At 58.1% G+C, this 24,081-nt stretch carries 26 protein-coding genes; 14 read left to right on the top strand and 12 right to left on the bottom strand.

Features of this window, described 5'->3' with window-relative positions; genetic code table 11:
• Positions 1 to 34: 34 nt before the first annotated feature.
• Positions 35 to 397, top strand: coding sequence for a hypothetical protein (locus J7399_RS12960; protein ID WP_209086746.1), 363 nt, complete (start codon positions 35 to 37; stop codon positions 395 to 397).
• Between the two features lie 48 nt (positions 398 to 445).
• Here the strand turns inward: J7399_RS12960 and J7399_RS12955 are convergent, their stop codons facing one another.
• From J7399_RS12955 to pcaF, 6 genes are all read right to left on the bottom strand, one after another.
• Positions 446 to 1,516, bottom strand: coding sequence for a 2Fe-2S iron-sulfur cluster-binding protein (locus J7399_RS12955; protein ID WP_209086744.1), 1,071 nt, complete (start codon positions 1,514 to 1,516; stop codon positions 446 to 448).
• A gap of 10 nt (positions 1,517 to 1,526) precedes the next feature.
• Positions 1,527 to 1,982: a 1,2-phenylacetyl-CoA epoxidase subunit PaaD gene (gene paaD, locus J7399_RS12950; protein WP_247742877.1), complete on the bottom strand. Its 456-nt coding sequence runs from the start codon at positions 1,980 to 1,982 to the stop codon at positions 1,527 to 1,529.
• A 92-nt stretch (positions 1,983 to 2,074) separates the two neighbouring features.
• Positions 2,075 to 2,839 (bottom strand): 1,2-phenylacetyl-CoA epoxidase subunit PaaC, encoded by a 765-nt coding sequence (paaC, locus tag J7399_RS12945; protein ID WP_209086742.1) that lies wholly within the window; start codon positions 2,837 to 2,839, stop codon positions 2,075 to 2,077.
• Entirely contained in the window at positions 2,839 to 3,123 is a 285-nt protein-coding gene (gene paaB, locus J7399_RS12940) for a 1,2-phenylacetyl-CoA epoxidase subunit PaaB (RefSeq protein WP_209062856.1), read from the bottom strand. Before paaB ends, paaC begins: the two co-directional genes overlap by 1 nt.
• Positions 3,124 to 3,132: 9 nt before the next feature.
• The gene (paaA, locus tag J7399_RS12935) at positions 3,133 to 4,110 is read right to left on the bottom strand and encodes a 1,2-phenylacetyl-CoA epoxidase subunit PaaA (RefSeq protein ID WP_209086740.1); all 978 of its coding nucleotides are present in this window, start codon (positions 4,108 to 4,110) and stop codon (positions 3,133 to 3,135) included.
• A gap of 36 nt (positions 4,111 to 4,146) precedes the next feature.
• The gene (gene pcaF, locus J7399_RS12930) at positions 4,147 to 5,352 is read right to left on the bottom strand and encodes a 3-oxoadipyl-CoA thiolase (RefSeq protein ID WP_209086738.1); all 1,206 of its coding nucleotides are present in this window, start codon (positions 5,350 to 5,352) and stop codon (positions 4,147 to 4,149) included.
• Between the two features lie 551 nt (positions 5,353 to 5,903).
• Here pcaF and napF point away from each other — a divergent pair.
• The 7 genes from napF (at position 5,904) to J7399_RS12895 (ending at position 13,462) form a co-directional block, all read left to right on the top strand.
• On the top strand, positions 5,904 to 6,470 hold the full coding sequence (napF, locus tag J7399_RS12925; RefSeq protein WP_209086737.1) for a ferredoxin-type protein NapF: 567 nt from the start codon (positions 5,904 to 5,906) through the stop codon (positions 6,468 to 6,470).
• Between the two features lie 8 nt (positions 6,471 to 6,478).
• Positions 6,479 to 6,709 (top strand): chaperone NapD, encoded by a 231-nt coding sequence (locus tag J7399_RS12920; protein WP_247738735.1) that lies wholly within the window; start codon positions 6,479 to 6,481, stop codon positions 6,707 to 6,709.
• Between the two features lie 13 nt (positions 6,710 to 6,722).
• Positions 6,723 to 9,212: a nitrate reductase catalytic subunit NapA gene (napA, locus tag J7399_RS12915; protein WP_209086736.1), complete on the top strand. Its 2,490-nt coding sequence runs from the start codon at positions 6,723 to 6,725 to the stop codon at positions 9,210 to 9,212.
• Positions 9,213 to 9,285: 73 nt separating this feature from the next.
• Complete coding sequence (locus J7399_RS12910; RefSeq protein ID WP_209086735.1) at positions 9,286 to 9,720, top strand: nitrate reductase cytochrome c-type subunit; 435 nt, start codon at positions 9,286 to 9,288, stop codon at positions 9,718 to 9,720.
• A 23-nt stretch (positions 9,721 to 9,743) separates the two neighbouring features.
• On the top strand, positions 9,744 to 10,445 hold the full coding sequence (locus J7399_RS12905; protein ID WP_209062842.1) for a NapC/NirT family cytochrome c: 702 nt from the start codon (positions 9,744 to 9,746) through the stop codon (positions 10,443 to 10,445).
• Between the two features lie 498 nt (positions 10,446 to 10,943).
• Positions 10,944 to 11,789, top strand: a complete 846-nt coding sequence (locus J7399_RS12900; RefSeq protein WP_348539466.1) for a YihY/virulence factor BrkB family protein — start codon at positions 10,944 to 10,946, stop codon at positions 11,787 to 11,789.
• 71 nt (positions 11,790 to 11,860) lie between these two features.
• On the top strand, positions 11,861 to 13,462 hold the full coding sequence (locus J7399_RS12895) for an AMP-binding protein (protein WP_209086733.1): 1,602 nt from the start codon (positions 11,861 to 11,863) through the stop codon (positions 13,460 to 13,462).
• 67 nt (positions 13,463 to 13,529) lie between these two features.
• Here the strand turns inward: J7399_RS12895 and J7399_RS12890 are convergent, their stop codons facing one another.
• Genes J7399_RS12890 through J7399_RS12880 form a run of 3 tightly spaced genes read right to left on the bottom strand, consistent with a single transcriptional unit; the run spans position 13,530 to position 15,870 of the window.
• Positions 13,530 to 14,597, bottom strand: coding sequence for a methyltetrahydrofolate cobalamin methyltransferase (locus tag J7399_RS12890; RefSeq protein WP_209086732.1), 1,068 nt, complete (start codon positions 14,595 to 14,597; stop codon positions 13,530 to 13,532).
• An 11-nt stretch (positions 14,598 to 14,608) separates the two neighbouring features.
• A complete protein-coding gene (locus J7399_RS12885) occupies positions 14,609 to 15,547 on the bottom strand; it encodes a methylenetetrahydrofolate reductase (RefSeq protein ID WP_209086731.1) in 939 nt (312 codons plus the stop codon).
• Between the two features lie 26 nt (positions 15,548 to 15,573).
• The gene (locus tag J7399_RS12880) at positions 15,574 to 15,870 is read right to left on the bottom strand and encodes a virulence factor (protein WP_209086729.1); all 297 of its coding nucleotides are present in this window, start codon (positions 15,868 to 15,870) and stop codon (positions 15,574 to 15,576) included.
• A gap of 300 nt (positions 15,871 to 16,170) precedes the next feature.
• On the opposite strand from J7399_RS12880, the gene J7399_RS12875 reads away from it, so the two are divergent.
• Positions 16,171 to 17,283, top strand: a complete 1,113-nt coding sequence (locus tag J7399_RS12875; RefSeq protein ID WP_209078809.1) for a Ppx/GppA phosphatase family protein — start codon at positions 16,171 to 16,173, stop codon at positions 17,281 to 17,283.
• Between the two features lie 72 nt (positions 17,284 to 17,355).
• The gene (locus J7399_RS12870; RefSeq protein WP_209062827.1) at positions 17,356 to 18,072 is read left to right on the top strand and encodes an RlmE family RNA methyltransferase; all 717 of its coding nucleotides are present in this window, start codon (positions 17,356 to 17,358) and stop codon (positions 18,070 to 18,072) included.
• Between the two features lie 21 nt (positions 18,073 to 18,093).
• On the opposite strand, the gene J7399_RS12865 is transcribed toward J7399_RS12870, so the two are convergent.
• Positions 18,094 to 18,297: a hypothetical protein gene (locus J7399_RS12865; protein ID WP_209086727.1), complete on the bottom strand. Its 204-nt coding sequence runs from the start codon at positions 18,295 to 18,297 to the stop codon at positions 18,094 to 18,096.
• A gap of 133 nt (positions 18,298 to 18,430) precedes the next feature.
• Positions 18,431 to 19,330: a lysophospholipid acyltransferase family protein gene (locus J7399_RS12860; protein WP_209086725.1), complete on the bottom strand. Its 900-nt coding sequence runs from the start codon at positions 19,328 to 19,330 to the stop codon at positions 18,431 to 18,433.
• 220 nt (positions 19,331 to 19,550) lie between these two features.
• Between J7399_RS12860 and J7399_RS12855 the strand changes: the two genes are divergently transcribed.
• The 3 genes from J7399_RS12855 to J7399_RS12845 are packed head-to-tail and all read left to right on the top strand — an operon-like array spanning position 19,551 to position 21,989.
• On the top strand, positions 19,551 to 20,255 hold the full coding sequence (locus J7399_RS12855; protein WP_209086724.1) for an acylneuraminate cytidylyltransferase family protein: 705 nt from the start codon (positions 19,551 to 19,553) through the stop codon (positions 20,253 to 20,255).
• Between the two features lie 13 nt (positions 20,256 to 20,268).
• Complete coding sequence (locus J7399_RS12850; RefSeq protein WP_209086723.1) at positions 20,269 to 21,060, top strand: SDR family oxidoreductase; 792 nt, start codon at positions 20,269 to 20,271, stop codon at positions 21,058 to 21,060.
• Positions 21,054 to 21,989, top strand: a complete 936-nt coding sequence (locus J7399_RS12845; protein WP_209086722.1) for a Gfo/Idh/MocA family oxidoreductase — start codon at positions 21,054 to 21,056, stop codon at positions 21,987 to 21,989. The genes J7399_RS12850 and J7399_RS12845 overlap by 7 nt, the downstream gene beginning before the upstream one ends.
• A 13-nt stretch (positions 21,990 to 22,002) precedes the next feature.
• Here the strand turns inward: J7399_RS12845 and neuC are convergent, their stop codons facing one another.
• Positions 22,003 to 23,124 carry a UDP-N-acetylglucosamine 2-epimerase gene (gene neuC, locus J7399_RS12840; RefSeq protein ID WP_209086721.1) on the bottom strand — a complete coding sequence of 374 codons (1,122 nt, stop codon included), beginning with the start codon at positions 23,122 to 23,124 and terminating at the stop codon, positions 22,003 to 22,005.
• Positions 23,125 to 23,353: 229 nt separating this feature from the next.
• On the opposite strand from neuC, the gene J7399_RS12835 reads away from it, so the two are divergent.
• On the top strand, positions 23,354 to 24,028 hold the full coding sequence (locus J7399_RS12835; RefSeq protein ID WP_209086720.1) for a class I SAM-dependent methyltransferase: 675 nt from the start codon (positions 23,354 to 23,356) through the stop codon (positions 24,026 to 24,028).
• Positions 24,029 to 24,081 lie beyond the last annotated feature (53 nt).

Below are 24,081 nucleotides of genomic sequence, written 5' to 3'. Positions count from 1 at the left end.
TTTGTTTTTTGGTTAATTTGTTTGAGGGATTTTCATGAAGACCTATATGAAATCTGTTGTTTTGGTAACGGCGCTGGCTGGGCCGACCTTCACGCAAGCTGATCCGTCCTTTGGTTTTGGCGTCACTTTTGTGTTTGGCGGCGACGTTGCCGCGGGCATTCGTGTTTTCAGTGATGACGAGCCAGAAAGTGCGGTACTGGCAATCGGAGCGGATTATAAGTTCGGCTCCGGTGCGATCCGGCCGACGGTGGGTGCGGCCTATCTGGATGAGGATTTCTACGTCGATTTCAGCCTTGGATATGATCTCGGCATCGGTGCGCTGGATTATGGTATCGGTATTGGCGGCGCGTTTGACACCGAAGAGGAGAGCTCAGGCTCTCCAGCGCCTCCGATCTAAGAAAATTCCATACATGACATGGTGTTAGCGGCCTGAATTTAAGCGCGCTCATTCGTCATATGACACCACCACGCGGTCGCTGAGCGGGTAGGACTGGCACGACAGCACGTAGCCTTTTTCCACCTCGTAATCCTCCAGCGCGTGGTTAGTGTGCATGTCGACCTCGCCTTCCAGCACGCGGCAGCGGCAGGTGGCGCAGACGCCCGCCTTGCAGGCGTAGGGCACGTCCAGAGACTGCGCGCGCGCGGCGTCGAGGATGGCGGTGTTCTGATCCATGGTGATGGTCTGCGTGGCGCCATCCAGCGTGATCGTCGCGGTCACTTTGTCAGCCTCTGAGGTCGTGCTGGCCGCTTTCTGTCTGGCGCGGCCGGGCTGGCTGCTGGCGAAGAGCTCAAATTTGATCTGCTCTTTGGCAAGACCGTGATCCTGCAGCGCTTTTGCGATGCCAAGCATCATCGGCTCCGGCCCGCAGATGAAGGCGGTGTCGACGCTGTTGATGTCGATCCAGCCTGAGCCAAAGAGCTGCGCGCATTTCTCCTCTGTCACCAGCCCGGTGAAGAGGTCGATTTCCTGACTGTCACTTTCCAGCACGTGGATCACGTTGAAGCGGCCCATGTAGAGGTTTTTGAGGTCTTCCAGTTCCTCGCGGAACATGATCGTGGTGACGCCTTTGTTGGCGTAGATCAGTGTGAAATTGGCGCGCGGTTCGCGGCTGAGGGTGGTTTTGATCAGCGAAAGCACCGGTGTGATGCCGGAGCCGCCTGCAAAGCCGAGGTAGGTTTTGGCGGCATCTGCATCGAGATCGGTGAAGAATGTGCCCATGGGCGGCATGGCAGAGAGTGTGTCGCCAATTTGCAGATCGGTATTGGCCCATGTGGAGAAGGCCCCGCCATCAACCCGTTTGATGCCCACCTGCAGAACGCCGTCGTCTTTGCCAGCGCAGATCGAATAGGAGCGGCGCAGCTCTTCGCCGTCAAAATCGCGTTTGAATGTCAGGTATTGGCCTTGGGTGAAATCAAACACCGCCGCGTCATCTGCAGCTGGGGTGAGGGTGACCACCACCGCGTCCCGGATGGTCTTTTGGATGTCTGTGACAGTGAGGTCATGAAAACGCGCCATGGTGGTCTCCTCAGATGCATTTGAAGTGGTCAAAGGGTTCCAGACAGCTTTTGCAGCGCCAGAGGGATTTGCAGGGCGTGGAGCCAAATTGGCTTACCTTTTCAAGGTCTTCCGAGTTGCAATTCGGGCAGCATTCCGGATGGCCCGTGGGTGTCGGAGGCGCGATGCCATAGGCTTTGAGCTTGGCGCGGCCCTGATCTGTCATCCAGTCGGTGGTCCATGCCGGGCTGAGCTGGTTGCGCAATTTGAGCTCGGTAACGCCGTGGTCTCGCAGAGCGGTTTCGATATCGAGGTTGATGATCGAGGTGGCGGGGCAGCCGGAATAAGTGGGGGTCACGGTGACGATGAGCGTTTCATCTTCGTAAGCCACATCGCGGATCACACCGAGATCGGTGAGCGAGATTACCGGAATTTCCGGATCAGGGATGGCGTGGAGCCAAGACCAGACTTGCTCAATACTCGGCAAAGCCGAGTCGCCTGGCGATAGGCCGGGCAGCGCCCAACCGCCCCCATGGGCGGGCGCTTCGCTTCCGCCCGCGGTTGCACGATGCCCTTTGATCACCACGTTGCCCCCGGATAGGCGCGCTGCAGCCACTGCATTTGGGTCAGCAAATGCCCGAGGTGTTCGGTGTGCGTCTGACCAGTGCGACCACCTTTGTGCGCAAATGTGCTTTCCGGGACCGTCAGCGTGGCCTCAGCGAGAACTCTGCCCACCAGAGCGTCATATTCAGTGCGCAGGTTGGCGGGATCGGGGGCGATGCCGGCCTCGGCCATGGCAGCATCCACCGGATCGCTGGCAAACATCTCTCCAATGTAAGGCCAGAGCCGATCGAGCGCGGCTTGCATACGGTTGTGGCTTTCCTCGGTGCCATCGCCAAGACCAACCACGGTGTCAGCTGACCGCTCCACATGATAGGCGGCTTCTTTACTGGCTTTCTCCGCAATCTCAGCGAGGCGCGGATCTGAGGATTTTGCCAGACGGGGCAGGTGGATTGACTGGAAGGCGTCAAAGAGGAATTGGCGCATCAGGGTTTGGCCAAAATCGCCATTGGGCAGCTCGACCAGTAGGAGATTGCGGAAATCCCAGACGTCGCGCAAAAAAGCGAGGTCGTCGGCGGTTTTGCCGTCGCCCATGACCTCTGCGGCATAGGTGAGCCAGAGCTGGGTTTGGCCCATCAGGTCGAGCGCTGTGTTGGCGAGCGCGATGTCTTCTTCGAGCACGGGCGCATGGCCGCACCATTCAGAGGTGCGGTGGCCGAGGATCAAGGCGTTGTCGCCCATCCGCAGCAGGAATTCAGTGAGCTGTGTTTTATCCTGATCCATCACATATGCCCCACGTCATCAGGGATGTCGTAGAAGGTGGGGTGGCGGTAGATTTTGCTCTCAGAAGGTTCATAAAGCGGGCCTTTCTCGGACGGGGCCGAGGCAGCGATATTGTTGGCTTCAACCACCCAGATGGACACACCTTCGTTGCGGCGGGTGTAGACATCGCGTGCGTTTTTGATCGCCATTTCTGCATCTGGCGCGTGCAGAGAGCCGACGTGGCGGTGGCTTAGGCCATGTTGGCCACGGATGAAGATTTCCCAGAGGGGCCATTCTTTGGACATGTCTGCCTCCTATTCCGCAGCGGTTTTGCGGGTGCGTTTCTTTTCTGCATGAGCCAGCAAGCCCTCGCGCACCCATGCGCCGTCGTCCCAGGCCTTGTTGCGTGCCTCCAGCCGTTCTGTGTTGCAGGGGCCGTTGCCTTTCAGAACGTCAAAGAACTCTGACCAGTCAGGCTCGGAAAAGTCGTAGCCGCCTTTTTCATCGTTCCAGGCAAGGTTTTCATCCGGCACGGTGAGGCCGAGGAATTCTGCTTGTGGCACGGTTTGGTCGACGAATTTCTGGCGCAGCTCGTCATTGGTGTTCATCTTAATTTTCCACGCCATGTTCTGGGTGGAATGCACCGACTCCGCGTCAGACGGGCCAAACATCATGAGTGAGGGGTACCAGAACCGGTTGAGCGCATCCTGCGCCATGCGGCGCTGCGCCTCGGTGCCCTGAGCCATCTTCATCATGATGTCAAAGCCCTGACGCTGATGGAAACTTTCTTCTTTGCAGATGCGGATCATGGCGCGCGAATAGGGGCCATAAGAGGTGCGTTGCAGCGGCACCTGATTCATGATGGCCGCCCCATCCACCAGCCAGCCGACCGCGCCGATGTCGGCCCATGTGAGGGTGGGGTAGTTGAAGATGGAGGAGTATTTCATCTTGCCGGACAGGAGCTGTTCGGTAAGGTCATCGCGGCTCACACCCAGGGTTTCAGCGGCGCAGTAGAGGTAGAGGCCGTGGCCGGCCTCATCCTGAACTTTTGCCAGAAGGATCATCTTGCGCTCCAGCGTGGGTGCGCGGGTGACCCAGTTGCCCTCAGGCAATTGGCCCACGATCTCGGAATGGGCGTGTTGTCCAATCTGGCGGATCAGGGTTTTTCTGTAACCTTCGGGCATCCAATCACGCGGCTCGATCTTGATGTCGGCATCAATGCGGGCTTGAAACTCCGCAAGCTTTTGCGGATCATCCAGGCTGGCTTCTGACTGGATCATCTGAGCGTACATGATTGGTATCCTCCTCTGGCGTCGGGCTGAGAAATGTCAGACCCTTTCGAGAATAAGTGCGGTGCCCTGGCCAACGCCGACACACATGGTGCAAAGCGCGTAGCGGCCGCCGGTGCGTTTGAGCTGATAAGCGGCAGAAAGCACGAGGCGTGCGCCTGACATGCCGAGCGGGTGGCCAATGGCAATGGCGCCACCGTTTGGGTTCACATGGGGCGCATCATCGGCCACGCCGAGTTCGCGTAGCGATGCGAGCCCCTGAGCCGCGAAAGCCTCGTTCAATTCTATCACATCCATCTGGTCGATGGTGAGACCTGTGCGCTTCAAAACTTTGCGTGTGGCAGGCACCGGGCCGATGCCCATCACGCGTGGTTCAACGCCTGCGGCGGCCATGCCCACGATGCGGGCCATCGGGGTGAGACCATTGGTGGCGGCGGCAGCTTCGGTGGCCATCAAGAGCGCGGCGGCGCCGTCGTTGACGCCGGAGGCATTGCCTGCGGTGACGGTGAGGTCAGGCCCGTTCACCCCGCGCAGTTTTGAGAGTTTGGCAGCATCGGTGCCGGGGCGGGGGTGTTCATCGGTGTCGACGATCAGCGGATCGCCTTTGCGCTGGGGAATGGTCACCGGGGTGATCTCTTCAGCGAAGTAGCCAGCGTCATGAGCAGCCGCCCACCGCGCCTGAGACCGGGCGGCAAATGCATCCTGATCTGCGCGGTTGATGTTGTAATCTGCGGCCACGTTATCGGCAGTTTGCGGCATGCTGTCGGTGCCGTACATCGCCTTCATCTTCGGGTTCACAAAACGCCAGCCGATGGTGGTGTCAAACACCTCATTGGCGCGCGAAAACGCTGTGGTGGCTTTGGGCATCACGAACGGCGCGCGGGACATGCTTTCCACGCCGCCTGCGATGGCCATGTCGTAGTCACCCGCGCGCAGACCACGCGAGGCCATGCCAACCGCATCCATGCCAGAGGCGCAGAGGCGGTTGATGGTGGTGCCGGGCACGTCGGTGGGCAGACCTGCGAGCAGGGCGGCCATGCGCGCCACATTGCGGTTGTCTTCGCCCGCCTGATTGGCAGAGCCGAAAATCACGTCATCGAGCGAGGTCCAATCGACCTGGGGATTGCGTACCATCAATGCGGCGATGGGCGCTGCAGCGAGATCGTCTGTGCGCACCGAAGAAAGCGCCCCGCCGTAGCGGCCAATTGGGGTGCGTGTGGCGTCACAGATAAAAGCGTCTGACATGTTTCCTCCCGGGATCTCTGTGTTTCGGCACATGCCGCGATCCCTTGTGTTTTCCTAAGCGTCGGTTCGATTCGTCGCAAGTTAAAGTTACGTTATTTGGTTTGTGTTGATTATTGTGTAACGCTTTCCGTTACCAAAATCCGCATATGCTTCGCAAATGAAACAAACAACTTTAATGAGTTGAAGCGTGAACTCGAAAAGGGACCCCGCGTCGTATTGCTGTGCGCCAAGGTTTTTTTGAGGGGGCTGCTGAGGTAGCGGAACGCGATGCGTCTTAGGGCGCTCTGCCGAAATGTTTTGAGAGTGCCAAAAAATCGTTGCGCCAAACATGCATGTTTTGACACACGTATAGCTTGCATTGTAAGCTGGGGAAGTCGCGAATATGCAGTTGTAATTGTTGGGTTTAATCTCTGCCTTGGCAGATAAAAGCTTCACTAAATCGGCGCATAATGATCTAGGTCAATTACGCCAGCCTATTTGTGGCGCAAGAACGCACTTACGACTTCAAGACCCGAACAGAATTTTTCTACGGTGTTTACGTGACGTTAGAGATGCGACATTCGCCTGAGCGCCGAGCCCTTTTGACCGGGCAGTTTGCGCACGCACAGGCGCTGCGTCCGCCGGGCGCACTTGAGAGCGGGCTGTTTGAAGAGGCCTGCTCCCATTGCGGAGACTGCGCGGCGGCATGCCCGCAAGCCATCATCACAGCTGATGACGCCGGCTTTCCGGTGGTGGATGTGAGTGACCGCGCCTGTGATTTCTGTAACGCTTGCTCTGACGTTTGCACCGCTGGTGCGATCCTGCCTGCGACAGGATGGGAGGTACGCGCGGTTGTCGCGGAGAGCTGCCTCTCTTTGCAGGGGGTGATGTGCCGCACTTGCGAAGATCATTGCGACGAAGGCGCCATTCGGTTTCGCCTTATGACAGGGGGGCGGTCGCAGCCCAACATTGATGTTGATGCCTGTAGCGGATGCGGGGCCTGTGTTGCGCCTTGTCCGGCAGATGCCCTGTCGCTTCACCATCCTGCGCCCGCAGTCGGGGCGGAGGACGAGACTTCCCCAGCCAGCCTTTCCCAAGCCAGCGAGATGCCAAAATGTACAATATCTGCGGATGCCTAGTTCATGCGATGCCTGAGCGTGTCTCAGAAATCGTCGCTGATATCAAAGCCACGGAAGGCTGTGAGGTGCACGCCCAGGAAGAGGGGCGGATTGTCACCACCGTTGAAGACACCGAGACCAGACGGGCCTCGGAGATCATCATGGACATGCACCAGATCCCCGGCGTGATCACCATCACGCTGACCTATCACCATTTCGAACCAAGCGGCGCGGATGCAGCCGCATCCAAAACGCTCTGAAGGAGGTCTAGCCATGACATTGCCAACGTCCCGACGTAGTTTCCTGAAGGCCTCGGCCGCTGCGGCCACGGCCTCTGCCGCAGGGATCACCTTGCCCAAAGAGGCGCAGGCGCAGGTGGGCACGCCCGATATCCGCTGGGACAAAGCGGCCTGCCGGTTCTGCGGCACGGGCTGTTCGGTCCTGGTGGGGGTCAAGGATGGCAAAGTGGTTGCCACCCAAGGCGACCCGAAAGCCGAAGTGAACCGCGGACTGAACTGTATCAAGGGCTACTTCCTGTCCAAAATCATGTATGGCGCGGACCGGCTGACCCAGCCGATGCTGCGCAAGACCAATGGTGTCTATGACAAAGAAGGTGAGTTCACCCCGGTGAGCTGGGATGAAGCCTTCGACATCATGGAAGAGAAGTTCAAAGCCGCGCTGAAGGACAAAGGCCCGACCGGCATCGGCATGTTTGGCTCCGGCCAGTGGACGGTCTGGGAAGGCTATGCCGCCGCCAAGCTGATGAAAGCGGGCTTTCTGTCGAACAACATCGACCCGAATGCACGCCATTGCATGGCCTCTGCGGTGGTCGGCTTTATGCGGGCCTTTGGCATTGATGAGCCGATGGGCTGTTATGATGACCTTGAGGCGGCGGACACCTTTGTGCTCTGGGGCTCCAACATGGCGGAGATGCACCCGATCCTGTGGTCGCGCATCAGCGACACACGCCTGACCAAGCCCGGCGCGCAGGTGCATGTGCTTTCCACCTTTGAGCACCGCTCCTTTGAGCTGGCGGATAATGGCATGATCTTTACGCCGCAGACCGACCTCGCCATCCTGAACTACATCGCGAACTACATCATCGAGAATGATGCGGTGAACTGGGACTTTGTGAACAAGAACGTCAACTTCACCAAAACCGCGACCGACATCGGCTATGGCCTGCGCCCTGAACATGAGCTTCAGCAAGCGGCGGCGAACCCGAACAGCGGCAAGCTCGAAGCGATCGATTTTGAGGCCTACAAAGACTATGTCAGCGAATACACGCTGGAATATGTGAGCGAGCTGTCCGGCGTGCCGGAGAGCAATCTGCTGCGCCTGGCACAGCAGTATGCCGATCCGGACCGGAAGGTGATGAGCCTCTGGACCATGGGCTTCAACCAGCACTCCCGTGGTTCCTGGGTGAATGGCTTGATGTACAATGTGCACCTGCTGACCGGCAAGATTTCGGAGCCGGGCAACTCGCCCTTCTCCCTGACAGGGCAGCCTTCGGCCTGTGGGACGGCGCGTGAGGTGGGGACATTTGCCCACCGTCTGCCAGCTGACATGGTGGTGGCGAATGATGAGCACCGCGCGATTGCCGAGAAGAAGTGGAAACTGCCCAGCGGCATCCTGAATGCGAAGCCGGGCTCCCATGCTGTGCAGCAGAACCGCGACCTGAAAGACGGCAAAATCAACGCCTATTGGGTGCAGGTGAACAACAACATGCAAGCCGCGCCCAATATGAATGAGGAAGGCTATCCGGGCTATCGCAACCCCGACAACTTCATCGTGGTATCTGATCCTTATCCAACGGTCACTGCATTGGCGGCAGACCTGATCCTGCCCACAGCGATGTGGGTGGAAAAAGAAGGCGCCTTTGGCAATGCGGAGCGCCGCACGCAGTTCTGGCGGCAGCAGGTGGATGCGCCCGGTGAGGCAAAGTCGGATCTGTGGCAGCTGATGGAGTTCTCCAAACGCTTCACCACTGACGAGGTTTGGCCAGCCGACATTCTGGATGCGAACCCGGAGTTCAAAGGCAAATCCCTGTTTGATGTGCTTTTTGCCAATGGGCAGGTCGACAAATACGCGCTTTCTGAAACCGCTGAGGGCTTTGCCAACGCGGAATCTGAGGACTTCGGCTTCTATGTGCAGAAAGGCCTGTTTGAGGAATACGCCGCCTTTGGGCGGGGCCACGGGCACGATCTTGCGGACTTTGACGTCTATCACGAGGAGCGCGGCCTGCGTTGGCCCGTGGTTGACGGCAAGGAGACCAAATATCGTTTCCGCGAGGGCTATGACCCCTACGTGAAAGAAGGCGAAGGCGTTAAGTTCTACGGCCACAAAGATGGCAAGGCGAAGATCATCTTTGCCCCTTATGAGCCGCCAGCGGAGGTGCCGGATGAGGAGTTCAACATGTGGCTCGTCACCGGTCGTGTGTTGGAGCACTGGCATTCCGGTTCCATGACCCGGCGTGTGCCCGAGCTGCACCGGGCCTATCCTTATGCGCAGGTGTTCATGCACCCGGAGGACGCCAAGGAGCGCGGCCTGCGGCGCGGGCAGGAGATCACCATCTCCACCCGTCGTGGAGAGATGCACAGCCGTGTTGAAACCCGTGGCCGCAACCGGATGCCGCGTGGCGTGGTGTTTGTGCCGTGGTTTGATGAGGGTCAGCTGATCAACAAGTTGACGCTGGATGCGACATGTCCGCTGTCCAAAGAAACGGACTTCAAAAAATGTGCCTGCAAGGTGGAGCGCGCCTGAAGAGCGCCCCACCCAACATAGCCAGCGCGGGGCGCGGCCCAAAGCCACCCCCGCAAGCTACGGAGATTGTAAGATGAGAAAATACAGTTTTGTCAGCACCTTGGCAGCGGTTGCTGTGGTTGTGGGCAGCGGTTTTGCGATTGCGGATCAGGCGGGCACAGTGAAAACGCTGCGCAATGATCAGATCGACCACATCAACCGGATTGATGAGGTTCTGCATCAGGAGAGCCGCCGGTTTGTGCGCAACTATCGCCAGCAGCCGCCGCTGATCCCGCATTCCATCGATCAGTATCAGATTGATCTGAGCGCAAACCAGTGTCTCGCGTGCCATGACTGGAGCAATGCCGGGGATCGCGGCGCACCGACGCTGTCGATGACCCACTATCTGGGGCGCGAGGGCGAACAGCTTGATCAGGTCGCGGGCACCCGTTGGTTCTGTAACCAATGCCACGTGCCGCAGGCCAACACGCCGCCGTTGGTGGAGAGCACCTTCACCCCGTCCCAATAACGCAGCAGGAAAGGAGTTGAGACATGTCTGATCATGACGACAAACCCGGCTTTTTCCGGCGTGTGTGGCGCACGGTGACATCGCCCACGACAACCTTCTCTCTGGGTGGGTTGCTGATCGGGGGCTTTGTGGGGGGCATCCTGTTTTGGGGGGGCTTCCACTGGGCGCTGGAGCTGACCAACACCGAGGAGTTCTGTGTCTCTTGCCACGAGATGGAGACCAACTTTGTCGAGTACAAAGAGACGGTGCATTACAACAACCACTCCGGTGTGCGGGCGACCTGTCCGGATTGCCACGTACCAAAGGAATGGCAGCACAAGATCAAAGCCAAGATTCTGGCCAGCAAAGATGTGTATCATACGCTGGTGGGCACGATAAACACACCGGAGAAATACGAGGAACACCGGCTTGGCATGGCGTCCAAATCCTGGGTGAAAATGAAGAAGTCCGACAGCCGCGAATGCCGCAACTGCCACAACTTCGAATATATGGATTTCACCATTCAGGAGAACCGCGCGGCGGCCAATCACCAGCAGGCGCTGGATGAAGGCAAAACCTGTATCGATTGCCACCAGGGCATCGCCCATAATCTGCCGGAGAACTATCTGGAGACCTATCGGTCGCTGGTGGAAGAGATGGCTGAGGCCGGCGAGATACCCGCGCCCAAAGGGCGTGACGTGGCCCGCGCGCAAAGCGATATCCAATCCTATCTGGGTGCAAACTAACGCATCCACAAAACAGGGTTTCAGGCGTCCCGGGGTGGGGCGCCTTTTTTGCGCGGTGCTTGATGGCGGTTGGGGAATTTGGTGCTGGCTCCTTGGAGTAGAGCCAGCACCAGCCTTGGTTCTGTGAGTGGTCTGGCATGGGCACAGACATTGCAAAACCGCCAAGGCGTAGCGATCTTACGCCCAACCAGCGCCACCGGGAGGGAGAGCGCGCGCCGGTCGTCCGAGGCCACGCAACACGTTTGGAGAGGCTGCTGCATGACCCTTAAGGAAGGCTGCGGCTGTGTCCCCAGACCGCGTCTTCCCTCTGAGACCAGTGTTAGAGCGAGTTTCTGAAAATATCCTTTTAGACTGTCATCAGTTTTTAGCGGTATTTACCTAAAATTTTAGGAGGCGACCCGAATCCCCTGCGTCAGAGCTGGGATTGTTGGATTGGGGTCATGGAAAACCCCTTTTATTCAATCTATTATGTTGGTGAACTGAAGTCGCTGAATGTGAGTGGGTCTGTTGAATTTCCTGCAAAGTTTTTTTGAAGCCGTCCGCAGATTTGGGTCAAAAGGCGGTGCTGTGCGCAGCTCGCACCTTGCGCTGTCTTTTCTCTTTGCGATTTTTCCCTTCTGTCTGTTTGCGCTTTCATTGGCGGGGGTGCTGAGCCCCCAGGCGCATATCGACGATGTGGTCGAGTTCACCATTGGCGCTTGGCCGGATGCGATTGCCGATTCCATTGAGAGCGAGCTGCGCGCGGTGCTGCAGGCGGGGAGTTCCACGTTGACCTTCGGGGCGGTTCTGGCGATCTTTTTTGCTTCAAACGGGGTGCAGGCCATTCGTTTGGTGATTACGGATGCGTACCGCGATGAAGATCCGCGGCCGTTTTGGAAAACGCGTGCACTGGCGATCCTGTTTGTGATTGCGGGGTCCGGCGTGATTGTCGTGGCCGGGGCGTTCAACGTGATTGTACCGTTGGCGGTGCACTACTTTGATGATCTTGTCCCTTGGCTAGGACAGTCGATTTTGAGCAACGAACAGTTTCGTCAGATTGTCACCCTATCGGTTTCGGTTTTTTTCCTGTTTGCCTGCCACAAATGGTTGCCGGGCATGCCCCATTCATCGCGCGAGCTGTTGCCGGGGATCTTGCTCTGTATCGTCCTGTGGTGGGCGGTTTCAAAAGGGTTTGGATTCTACCTCAGCCGGTTTTCGACCTATTCGGTCACCTATGCCGGGCTTGCCGGGATCATGTCGACGCTGGTGTATCTCTATCTGATGTCGGCGATTTTTGTGCTGAGCGCGGAATTCAACGGCCAACTGATGGATGCGCGCAAGATGCAGGAACGCGGCGGCGCCTAGGTGTTTCTACGGTGATTGCGCTCGCTGTGCGCTCCGCTAAAGTCGCGCGCCAAGAAGAGGAAGGAATGCTCATGAGCATGACGATTGGTGCGCTGTTTGCCGAACGGGCAAAGACTTATGCCGACAAGCTGTTTTTACAGGTGCCTGCCAACGCAGAGCGCGCATATCACCCGGAGGGATACCTCTGCACCTATGGCGAGGCGCAGGCGCAGGTTTCGTCGATGGTGGCCACGCTGAAAGCCGCAGGCTACGGCCATGGGCACCGGATCGCAGCGCTGCTGGAAAACCGCCCTGAGATGCTCTTGCTGAAATTGGCGTTGTCAGAGCTGGGCATCAGTTGGGTGCCGGTGAACCCGGATTACCGCCCCGCAGAGGTGGCCTATCTGCTGCAAGACAGCGGCGCGGAGCTGGCGCTTGTGGTGCGGGAGCAGCGCGCGCTTATGGAGGCGGGGATTGCGGAGAGTGGTCTGGATGTGCCGATGGTGGAGATGGGCACCACTTTGCCTGCGTTGCCACCGAGCAAATCCGCTGCGCCCAACACGGGCCCGATCACGCAGGAGACCGAGGCCAGCCTGATCTATACCTCAGGCACCACGGGACGGCCCAAGGGCTGTATTCTGAGCCATGGCTATGAGGTGGAGATGGGGCAGTGGTATGCCTCACGTGGTGGCCTCATCGAATTTGAGGCCGGGGTGACCAAGGTCTATTGCCCGCTGCCGCTGTTCCATGTGAACGCCGCGATCCTGCTGTTCATGGCGGTGATTGAAACCGGCAGCGCGCAGATCGCGCCGGAGCGGTTCCGGGCCAGCGCATGGTGGCGCGAACTGGCGGAAACAGAAGCCACGGCGGCGCATTATCTGGGGATCGTCATTCCGGCGTTGATGAATCGGGCACCTGAGGCTTGGGAAAAGAAACACAAGGTGAAATTCGCTGTTGGGGCAGGGGTAGAGCCCACGCTGCACCGTCCGTTTGAAGAGCGCTTTGGGTTTCCGTTGATCGAGGTCTGGGGCATGACAGAGATGTGCCGCATTCTGGGCGACTATGAAGAGCCGCGCCGGATCGACACTCGCGCGATGGGTCGCCCGCAACCGGGCTTGGACGTGCGCGTCGTGGATGGTGACGATCAAGAGGTGCCACGGGGCACGGCGGGCGAAATGGTGCTGCGCTACAGTGCTGAGACCCCGCGGCGGGGGGCTTTTTCGGGCTATCTCAACCTTCCGGAGGCCACTGAGGAAGCCTGGCGTGGGGGATGGTTTCACACCGGCGATACGGTGGTGATGGATGAAACGGACATGATCACCTTTGTGGATCGAAAGAAAAACATCATCCGACGGTCTGGTGAAAACATTGCGGCGGCGGAGATTGAGGCTTGTCTGCAGGATCACCCGGCTGTTGAGCGTGTGGCGGTGGTGGCTGTGCCAGACGAGATGCGCGACGAAGAGGTCATGGCCTGCGTGCAGGTGGTTGGTACGCGGGGCGAGTCCTTGTCACAGGAGCTGTTTGATTGGTGCTTTGCGCGACTGGCCTACTACAAGGCTCCGGGGTGGATACGGTTTGTTCAAGAGGTTCCGGTGACGGGCACCCAAAAGGTGCAGAAACACAGCCTGTTTGGCGAAGGTGACGATCCCACGGTGGGAGCTGACGACTATCGCAACCTTAAGAAGCGCGGATAAATCATTCACATAAAACAAAAAAGCCCGCATCAAAGGATGCGGGCTTTTTCGTCATATCAAGGCGCGCTTAGGCGCGACGGCGACGGCGACCGCCCCGGCCACCTGCGGCTGCATCTGCAGGGGATTTGTTGAATTTGATCCACTCAGCACCACCTTCGTCGTTGTTGGTCAGGAAGTTGGCGGCGCGGATGGCCTCCATTTCCTTACCTGCGCGGGCTTTGGTGGAGCCCAGACCGAAGGTTTCGCAGAAGGCTTCGTCATCCATGTCCTCTGGAATGATGATGCCTTTGGCGGCGATTTCGGCTTTCTTCTCGGCCAGCTTTTTAGGGCCTACAGGCAGTGCAATCGGGTTCATGATCGCGGAGGTCATGCCGGTCGCCATCGCCATTGGCAGGAAGGCGTTGTTGATGCCGTGACGGTTTGGAAGGCCGAAGGAGATGTTGGACGCACCACAGGTGGTGTTCACGCCCAGCTCGTTGCGCAGACGATGATTGAGTTCAAAGACCTGCAGGCCAGCAGTGCCCATGGCGCCGATTGGCATCACCAGTGGGTCGACCACGATGTCATGGGCCGGGATGCCGAAGTCAGCTGCGCGCTCAACGATCTTTTTGGCCACGGCAAAGCGGACTTCTGGGTCCTCAGAGATGCCGGTGTCGTCGTTGGAGATGGCCACCACAGGCACGTTGTATTTCTTGACCAGCGGCAGAACGATTTCCAGACGCTCTTCTTCGCCTGTCACAGAGTTCAGCAGCGGACGACCTTTGGCCGCTTCCAGACCGGCCTCAAGCGCGCCGGGAACCGAGCTGTCGATGCAGAGCGGGCAGTCGGTGACTTCCTGCACCTTTTCCACCAGCTGGCGCATCAGGTCAGGCTCAACAAAGTTGTTGTCCGCGTAGCGTGGGTCTTCGGCCATTTTGTTGGAGAAAACCGCGCCGGAGTTGATGTCCAGAACAGTAGCGCCTGCGGCCACCTGTGCCAGTGCATCTGCTTGCACGCGGGAGAAATCGCCCGCTTCCAGCTCTGCGTTCAGGATCTTGCGGCCGGTTGGGTTGATGCGCTCACCGATAACAGTGAACGGCTGATCAAAACCCATGATCGCTGTTTTTGTTTGTGATTCAATGATGGTCCGGGTCATGTTTTATCCTGTCAGACAGAGGTGCTTTGTGGGGCGGCTGGCTGCGTAGAGGCGCCGCCGTTTTCGATTGCCCAGTTGGCGTTGGTTTTGATGCCGCCAAGCGGGAAGAAGTGGACTTTCTCGATGTTGAAATCCGGGTTTGCCGCTTTGTGGGCGGCCAGACCGGCGAGAACTTCGGTTGGCTCATGCGGAAGCAGCAGTTTGGAGACGTCTTTGGCGCGCTTTTGTAGCACTTTGAGAGACGGGCCAACGCCGCAGGCAATGGCGAATTTGATCATGGTCTGCAGCTTGGCAGGGCCCGCGATGCCGATGTGGATCGGGAGGGTCATGCCGCGCTCTTTCAGGGTGTTGGCCCATTCGATCACTGGCTCTGCCTCAAAGCAGAACTGGGTGGCCAGAGCCATATCCGCGTCGGTGCGCTTGGAGAACTCGAGTTTCCAGTCCAGAGCGGCGTAGGTGTTGGCGCGACCGCCGTCCGGGTCGATGTCCATGTTGGGCTCTGGGTGGCCCGCAACGTGCAGGTTGGTGAAACCGGCTTTGTCAAACAGGCCTGTGTCCAGCAGCTGCATGGAGTCAGAGAAATCACCATGCGGGTTGGCAACGCCACCGGCCAGCAGGAGCGCCTGTTTCACGTCGGCTTCGCCTTGATACATGGAGATCCAGTTCTCAAGCGTTGCCTTGTCCTTGATGATGCGCGCCGGGAAGTGGGGCATCACGTCATAGCCTTCGCTTTTGATGCGCTTGGCGGTGGCGACCATATCCTCGATCGGGGTGCCCTCGATGTGGGCGATATAGACGCGGGTGCCCTCAGGCAGAAGCACGCGGAAGTCGTCGACTTTGGCGGCCGTGCGCGGCATCACTTCGATGGAGTAGCCTTTCAGGAAAGCTTCCATTTCCGGTGTGGCGGATTTGACCTCATCGGTCTTGCGCTTGAAATTCAACAAAGCCATTGCGGCCTCCCAAATCGAGGGGCGTGTCATGCCCAGCCTTCATTGTCGATCAGCGCCTTGATGCGCGTCTGATCGTACTCTGCTTCAAGCCGTGCGACTTCTTGTTCAGCAATCGCCTGCGGCTCGCCCTCAACCGGATACGGATCTGCCTTCCGCCACTCTGCTAGATAGGCATCCGTGTCGGATGCGCCAACCTTCATTGCTGCTCGGTCGATGGCTTGCTCAAACCGTTCAGCCAAAGGTTTCTTTGCGCCGCGACGCCCTTTGCCAACGATCACCTGAGCAGGAATATCGCGCCAGTAGACAATGGTGACATCAGGCATGGGTTTGATTCCTCCGGTATCAGTACATCATACGTAAATCAGGGCCGCCTGTCGCTTTGTGTCAATTTCGACACGAAGACAGCATTCCGCGACCTAGCGCATTGTTGTGAGCTGCTTGTAGCGGTCTGAGCGGCGCTCTGGCTATGGCCGGGCGCGTGAAATCTTTGCATGAAAAAGATGAGCTTCCGGGGCGTTGTGCCAAGAGCGTGTCCCAAAGATGCGCGGCGTCATCCAAGGAGGGATTGCGCGGGGGGCAGCGAGAGACTAGGTTGAAGGCAACACGAAATGGAGGGCGTGACGATGGCGCCCAAGCGTCCCAAAGGTGCGGGCGCATTCCCAAAACCGGTTGAGAGCCCCGCGCCGAAACCGCCTGATCCAAGTACGCTTTACGCGGCCTTGGATCTGGGCACGAACAGTTGTCGCATGTTGATTGCCCAACCCAAGGGCAGTCAAATTCATGTGGTGGACAGCTTTAGCAAGTCTGTCCAATTGGGCTCCGGGCTGGAAAGCACCGGAAGGCTTTCCCGTGGCTCCATGCGGCGCACGATCCAAGCGATGCGGATCTGTCAGCAGAAGCTTAAGCGCCATAAGGTCAAACGCATGCGTTTGGTGGCCACTGAGGCCTGTCGGCGCGCCAAGAATGCGCGGGACTTTGTGCGGCAGGTGCGACGCGAGACCGGTTTGCAGCTGGAAATCATTCAGGCCGAGGAAGAAGCGCGTTTGGCGGTGATCAGCTGTGCACCGCTTGTTTCCATGAAGACCGAGCAACTCTTGGTGGTGGATATTGGCGGCGGGTCAACAGAGCTTGTCTGGATCGACCTGTCCTCTGTCCCGCCGATCGAGCGGTCGCGCGCAATCATGCGTCTGCGCGGCGGGTTTCACACCGCGGACAGTCCGTTTCCGGCCGCCAAAGTGGTGGATTGGATCAGCGTGCCGCTGGGTGTGGCCACTTTGCGCGACCAGTTTCGCGATGTGGAGGATGATGCCGCACGCTTTGCATTGATGAGCTGGTTCTTTGAGGAAAACCTCAGCGAGTTCGCCCCCTATAAGGATGCGCCGCCGAGCGAAGGCTTTCAGATCATCGGCACAAGCGGCACGGTGACCACCGTGGCGGCAAGCCATCTGGGGCTGCGCCGTTATGACCGGACCAAAGTAGACGGTCTGCGCATGACCAGTGACCAGATTGATAAGGTCATCCGGGGCTATCTCGATCTTGGCCCCAAGGGGCGGCGCAATGACCCGCGGATCGGGCAGGACCGGCAGGCGCTGATCATGAGTGGCTCGGCGATTTTGCAGGCGCTGCTGCGCTGCTGGCCGACAGATCGGCTTTCCGTTGCGGACCGTGGGCTGCGTGAAGGGTTGCTTTATGCGCAGATGAGCGCGGATGGCGTGCTAGAGGACGGACCGTTCTGAGCTTGCAAGACAGCTTGAAGTGACGGCAAAAATGACTAGAAGGCTTTGTTTCAAAGCAAAGTGGTGAGCGAGATGGCCAAGAAACCGACCGGCAAGAACACATCCGGGCGCGGACAGCGCGATTTGACCGTGAAGGTGAAGTCTGCGCGCGGGCGCAAACTGTCGAGCACCCGCTGGTTGCAACGTCAGCTCAATGACCCTTATGTGCAGCGTGCAAAGGCCGAAGGCTATCGTGGGCGCGCGGCGTTTAAGATCATGGAATTGGACGACAAATACCGCTTTCTGGTGCCTGGCGCCCGGGTTGTGGACCTTGGCTGTGCCCCCGGAGGCTGGTGCCAGGTGGCCGTGCCGCGCGTGAATGCGCTAGGGGAGAAATCCGGCAAAAAGGTTGGCACTATTCTGGGGATCGACCTTCAGGAAGTGGAAGCCATTGCCGGCTGTGACATCCATCAGCTCGACTTCATGGAAGACGATGCGGATGTGAAGGTCAAAGACTGGCTGGGCGGCAAAGCGGATGTTGTCATGAGCGACATGGCGGCGGCCAGCTCGGGTCACAAGCAGACCGACCACTTGCGCATTATGGCGCTGTGTGAGGCGGCGGCTTATTTTGCCTTTGATGTGCTGGAAGAAGGCGGCACGTTTGTGGCCAAGGTATTGGCTGGTGGTGCCGAAGGGGAGCTGCAAAAGCTTCTGAAGCAGAAATTCACCAAAGTGGCGAATGTGAAACCCCCAAGCAGCCGCGCGGACAGTTCCGAAAAGTTTGTGGTGGCCACAGGGTTCAGGGGCTAAAGCCCTCAGTTGTTGAGTTGGTTAGGCGCTGCGCAGCAGAGACTCTGTGGCGTTTTTGACCATGCGTTCGGCGCGAAATTCAAAGTGATCCGCTTTAAACATATCAACGGGTTGGCGCGCGAGCGCCTCTTCATGCGCCAAGGCCAGATTTTGCTGGCGCAGCAGCTCAAACAGGCGCGCATGACGCGCGGGTTTGGCGTAGGCGGACGAGCGGACGTGGAACACAACAGTCTCCTTTGGCAACAGTAACCCGCAAAGTCGTTTCAGGGTCACTGACCTTGCTAAAGGAGCGAAATGGTTAAAAAGTTGCGCAAATGGGATGATTTTGTGGAAAAATTGCAGCGAATGCTCAGGGCATCTACCGCGCACGATCCTCAGATGTGTCATGTCCGGCGCCACGCCAGCGGTTGTGGGTCCACATCCATTGACCGGGATAGGCCCGGATCAGCGCTTCAAGGCTGTCGTTCAGGGCCTGCGTCATTTCTTCTGCAGTTGTGTGCGGCACCGGAGCCTCGGTCTCAATCACATAGGTGCCGTCAGGCTGGCGGATGCCATAGCAGGGCACAAGATCAACTTTGTATTTGAGCGCCAGTTCGGCAGCAGAGGTCGCGGTGCGTGCCGGTTTTCCCATGAAGTCCATCACCGGCGCATCATTGATGCGCTGATCCTGCACGATCCCCAGAAAACCGCCGCTGCGCAGATGCTTGATCATGCCGGACATGCCGCGACGGCCACGCTCAAACACCGGTTTGCCAAAGTCTTCCATCGCAGCCACATAGTGTGCGTTGAAATAGGGGTTGGACATCTTTTTGTAGAGCCCACCAACCGGAATGCCCTGCGCCAGAAGGGCGGCGCGGACGGCGAGGTAGTTGCCAAAATGGCCAGTGACCAGCATTGCGCCTTTGCCCTCTTCCTTTGCCGCTTTGAGAGCGGCAAGACCGGGGCCTTTGATCGGATAGGTCGCCACGCGTGCAGAGAATTCCTCGGCAGAGTACATCTCCATCAGCATCCGTCCCATGGTTTCGGGTACTTCACGCACAATGGCTTCGCGCGCCTCCGATGACAGCTCCGGCATCACAAGGGCGAGGTTTTCGCGGATGCGGCGGCGGTTGCCTGTGAGGGGCGCGATCACTTTGGTCATGATCTGACCGCAGGTATTGATGCGCGTTTCATAGGGCAGCCTGCGCATCGCAGACAAAAAGCTGCGGATGGCCGTATCTGTGAGCCAATGGCCGAAGGAGCGGGAGAAAAGCGGCATGGGGGGTGTGATCAATCATTCTGCGCCAACAAGATAGCCGATACATATGGTTTGCGGATTTTCCGCGCAAGCCGTTTGCCAGTTTGGCGTTGCGTGGTTTTGGGGGCTTGCGTAACAAGATCACAGCAGGGCGGCGCGTCGTTTCGCGCTGGACGGGCGCGGCGCGCTTGCGATACTGGCAGGCAAGACGCTGAGAGCCCGCAACACAGGAGAGCCATTTATGATCCTTGGTCACATCGGAGCGCGCAAAGGCTCCAAAGGGGTGGTTCGCAAGAACTTCAAAGACTTATGCGGCAAGCCGATGATTGATTGGTCGCTGGATCAGCTTTTTGCCCACCCGATGGTGGATGCGGTTGTGGTCTCTACAGATGATGAAGAGATGTATGAACATGCGGTCGCCAAAGGCGCGTTGCCGATTGGGCTGAGGCCTGCGCATCTGGCGACAGATGAAGCGCCTAAATGGGGTGTTTGGCAACATGCGATGGAAGCTGGCGAGGCGGCAGCGGGCAAGGCTGCGACAGCTTTTCTTGATCTGGATTGCACCTCGCCCTTGCGCCTGCCCGAAGACATTACTGGCGCACTGAAGCTTTATCAGAAAGAACAGCCGGACATGGTGATGAGCGTCTGTGAGGCGCGCAAGAACCCTTATTTCAACCTCGTGGAACCGGATGAATCCGGCGCTCTGCATGTGAGCAAACCTTTGCCCGGTGGGGTCTGGGCCCGTCAGGCTGCACCCACTGTTTATGAGCATGCGGCCTCCACCTATGTGGTTGCACCCAAATACCTGCGCGAGGCGCAGACCATTTATGAGGGGCGGGTGATCCCGTTTGAGATGCCGCCAGAGCGCTGCATCGACATCGATTCCCCTTTTGATTTCAAATTGGTAGAGCTTCTGCTTCAAGAACAGCTCGACAGCAAAGGCTGAAGGAGGCCGCAAGATGGACAAACAGTTGGACGGACGCACGGTATTTATCACGGGCTCTGGCGGCGTCTTGGGCTCCACCTATGTGCGCCGCATGCTGGATGTTGGCGCAAAGGTTGTCGCCACGGACCTGCCCGGCGCACGCGCGGATGCCCTCAAAGCGGCGCATGGCGACAATCCGAAATTTGGCTACTACGACCTGAACGTCGGTGTCGAAGAAGAAGTGGTCGAGATCTTCAAGCGGGTGATGGCAGATGGCTGGCAGCCCAATGTGGTGCTCAACAACGCCGCCATCACCGGTGAGATGCTGATGGGGGCGGGTAAGCCGTTCCCGGATTTTGCCGACACCAGCGTGGAAGACTTTGAGCGCACGATGCGTACCAACCTCACCGGTGCTTTCATGATTGCCCGCCAGATGGATCGCGACATTGTGGGCAAATACCCAAGCGCGCTGATCAATGTGGCGTCGATGTATGCGCTCAACGGTGCGCATCACCCGATTTATGATGGCATGCCGTTCAAGAATTTTTCCGCTTATGGGGTCTCCAAAGCGGGCATCCACGGCATGACCGTGTGGCTGGCAGGCTATTGGGCCAAGCGCGACGCCACCGTGAACACCATTGCGCCGGGCGCTGTGTTCAATGGCCACTCTGAGGAGTTCCAAAAACGGGTTGGCGCGCTGATCATGCAGGACCGGATGGCGCAGCCTGATGAAATCGCGGATGTGATGCTGTTCCTTGCCAGCAAACACGCAGGCCATATGACCGGACAAATGGTCAATGTGGATGGGGGCTTCTCCGCGTGGTGATCGCGGTCATCGGTGCAGGCTCGATTGGCAAACGCCATGCCGCCAATCTGGCAGCCTTGGGTGAGGCTGTTGAGCTGATCGGCTGGCGCGGGTTTGACCGCGTCGCCTTTGAGACACGGCAGGATATCGAGGCGGTGGTGATTGCCACCTCCACGCCAATCCGTCTGGAACTGATCGAGATGTGTGCCGCGCACAACTGGCCGTTTTATGCAGAAAAACCGCTGGCCTGGCGGGCGGCGCAGGTGGAGGCCATTCACGCGATAGCGGACCCCGTGGCGGCGCGTTCCATGGTTGGGTTCATGATGCGCTATCACCCGGCAGTGCGGGCGCTGGCCGCGCTGAATCTGAGTCAGACCTACGGGTTTTCATTCGAGATCGGCCATGACGTGCGCCAGTGGCGGGAAAACTGGTCTTTTGCCGGGAGCTACGCCGCAGAGCCGGAAGGCGGCGGTGTCTTGATGGACCTGTGCCACGAGATGGATCTGGCGCTGGCGGTGATGGGCCCGCTTGAGATCTCTGATGTGCGCGCCTTGGCACATGAGGATTTCCCGCAGATTGATTTTGCCACCCGTGTGGATGTTGTCGCGGCCTCGGGGGCGTTGGGGACCATTTCGATGGATTATGTCTCACCCGTGTCGCTGCGCAAGGCAGCGCTGCGCGGGCGTGACCGTGTGGTAGATCTTGATTTTCTCGCGCCGAGCCTGTCTGAAGATATGGGGCAGGGAATGAAGACCACGCCCTATGTCTTTGAACGCAATGACATGTTCATGGACATGATGCGTGATTTTCTGGCGCTTGTGCGGGGTCAGGACACATCCGGCAACCCGCTGATGCCTCGGTTTGACACCATGCGTGACAGCAGCCTGTTGATTGCGCGCGCCTGGGAGGCGCGGCGTTTCACAGGCAAGGTGGACATGGATATGTCCTGAAACATCAAGCCTTTCAGGCGTTGTCCTGAAAGGCTTTTTGCAGACCCTGGGTCCAGAAGGTGTCGCTGTTAAGCAGATCCACAAAGCGGTCTGCGGAATGGCCTTCACCAAAGCCAGTGTGCGGTGCGTGCGGCTTGCCCCATTGTGAGGACAGGAAATCGCGGATCGCGGCGCGATCTGAAGCGGCGCAGGACACTACAGAGCTGGCTTGCGCGCGGTTGGTCTGACGGGTACCCACGTCCAGTGATGGCAGACCGAGGAAGGGCGCCTCACGCACACCTGCGGAGGAATTGCCAATCATGCAGGCGGCGTTTTTCATCAGCTCTGAGAAATGATTGAACCGCATCGACGGGTATTGGCGGAAGCGGTCTTTAGGCAGCGCGTCGAGCACTTTGAAGATGTCTTCCGAACCGGGATCATTGTTGGGCGCAATCACGATGAAGTTTTTACCCGATGCGTTCAATTCATCAAACAGGTCTTTCGCCTGTGCGCCCATGGTGGCCTGCTCTGAGGTGACCGGATGGAAGGTCACCAGACCAAAATCGTCAAACGGAATGTCATAATGCGCTTTGACCTGATCGAGCGTCACACCGGAAGGTCCGGCGTGGAAATCAAGCTCTGGTGAGCCGATCACATGGATCGCACCCTCCGGCTCTCCCATGGCCATCACGCGTTTTTTGGCCGCGTCTGAGCTGACAAAATGGTGGCTGGAGAGCTTGGTGTTGCAGTGGCGGTAGATCTCGTCAATCGTGCCGGAGACCTCGCCGCCTTCAATATGGGCGCAGGGGATGTAGTTGGTCGCCGCCACAAGCGCGCCCGCTAGCGCCTCGATACGGTCGCCATGCACGACCACCAGATCCGGCTTGGTTTCAGTGATGTAGTCTGAAAATCCCACCACGGTTTTGGCCAGAATGATATCTTGGGAGTCACCGGGACGCTGGTTGAGGAATTCGTGCTTGGTGACACCGGGCATACGGTGCACTTCGATTTTCGTTAGTCCGTAGCGCGCCAGCATATGCATGCCGGTGATGAAAAAAGTCACGTCAAAGCCAGCATCCCGCGCCGCAACGGCGAGCGGTTCCAGCTTGCCAAAATCCGCACGGGTACCGGTTAGGAAGAGGAGGGAGCGGGTCATAGCAGTCTCGATAGAATTTGCGCCTTGGTCGTCGGACCTTAATTGACAGCTTCTTGAAGCTCAAGCGCGGGAGGGGGCGCAATTTCTCGCTAGGAACCCGCCAGCGAGCTTGTGTTGCCTGAGCCTTTGGCGCAACACTGTGAGTTGAGACATCAAAGCGAGATATAGAACCTTGGTACAAGGGTTTGATCGCAGTTGTGTTCCAAATCTAGAGGCCCTTGATTACCAAATGAAACTGCTATCGGATTTCAAATCGCGGATGCGGTCTTGGAAGCTTTCCAAACAAGAACCATCTGAAATTTTCTCCAAGTACTACAGAACCAACAAATGGGGGGATCCTGATAGCCGTTCAGGAAAAGGGTCTAACTTGAACACAACACAATCTGTTCGCAAAGCATTGCCAAAAATGGTCAGAACGCTCGACGCAAATAGCTTTCTTGACCTGCCTTGCGGCGACTTTTTTTGGATGCGCACAGTGGATCTCGGCGTTTCCAAATACACTGGTGGTGATATAGTTTCCGATCTTATAGCAGAGAACCAAAAACAATATGGTCGTGAGGGTGTGACTTTCGAAGTCATCAATCTGATCGAAGGTCCGGTGCCGCGTCATGATATTGTGTTTACCCGCGATTGTTTGGTTCACTTGTCAAATGCCCATGTCATGGACGCCTTACGCAACATCAAGGCTTCGGGCTCAACGTGGTTGATCACCACGACAAATCCGACGGTTCAATCCAACGAAGACATTGCTACCGGATATTGGCGGGCATTGGACCTGACCAAGCCGCCGTTCTCTTTTGGGGCTCCGCTTTACACCATTGATGAGAGTATGCCGGGTGTGAAGGGCAGTCGCAGTGACAAATCCCTAGGCGTGTGGCGCGTTTCTGAAATACCCGATTATTGACGCAGCCAAAGTCCAGTTTAGTAGTAATTCATCGAGATGCTTCTGCCGGTGCC

This window comes from Shimia sp. R9_1, from assembly GCF_017743775.1.
Classification (GTDB): domain Bacteria; phylum Pseudomonadota; class Alphaproteobacteria; order Rhodobacterales; family Rhodobacteraceae; genus Shimia.
This window is presented reverse-complemented; position numbering and strand designations above follow the sequence as displayed.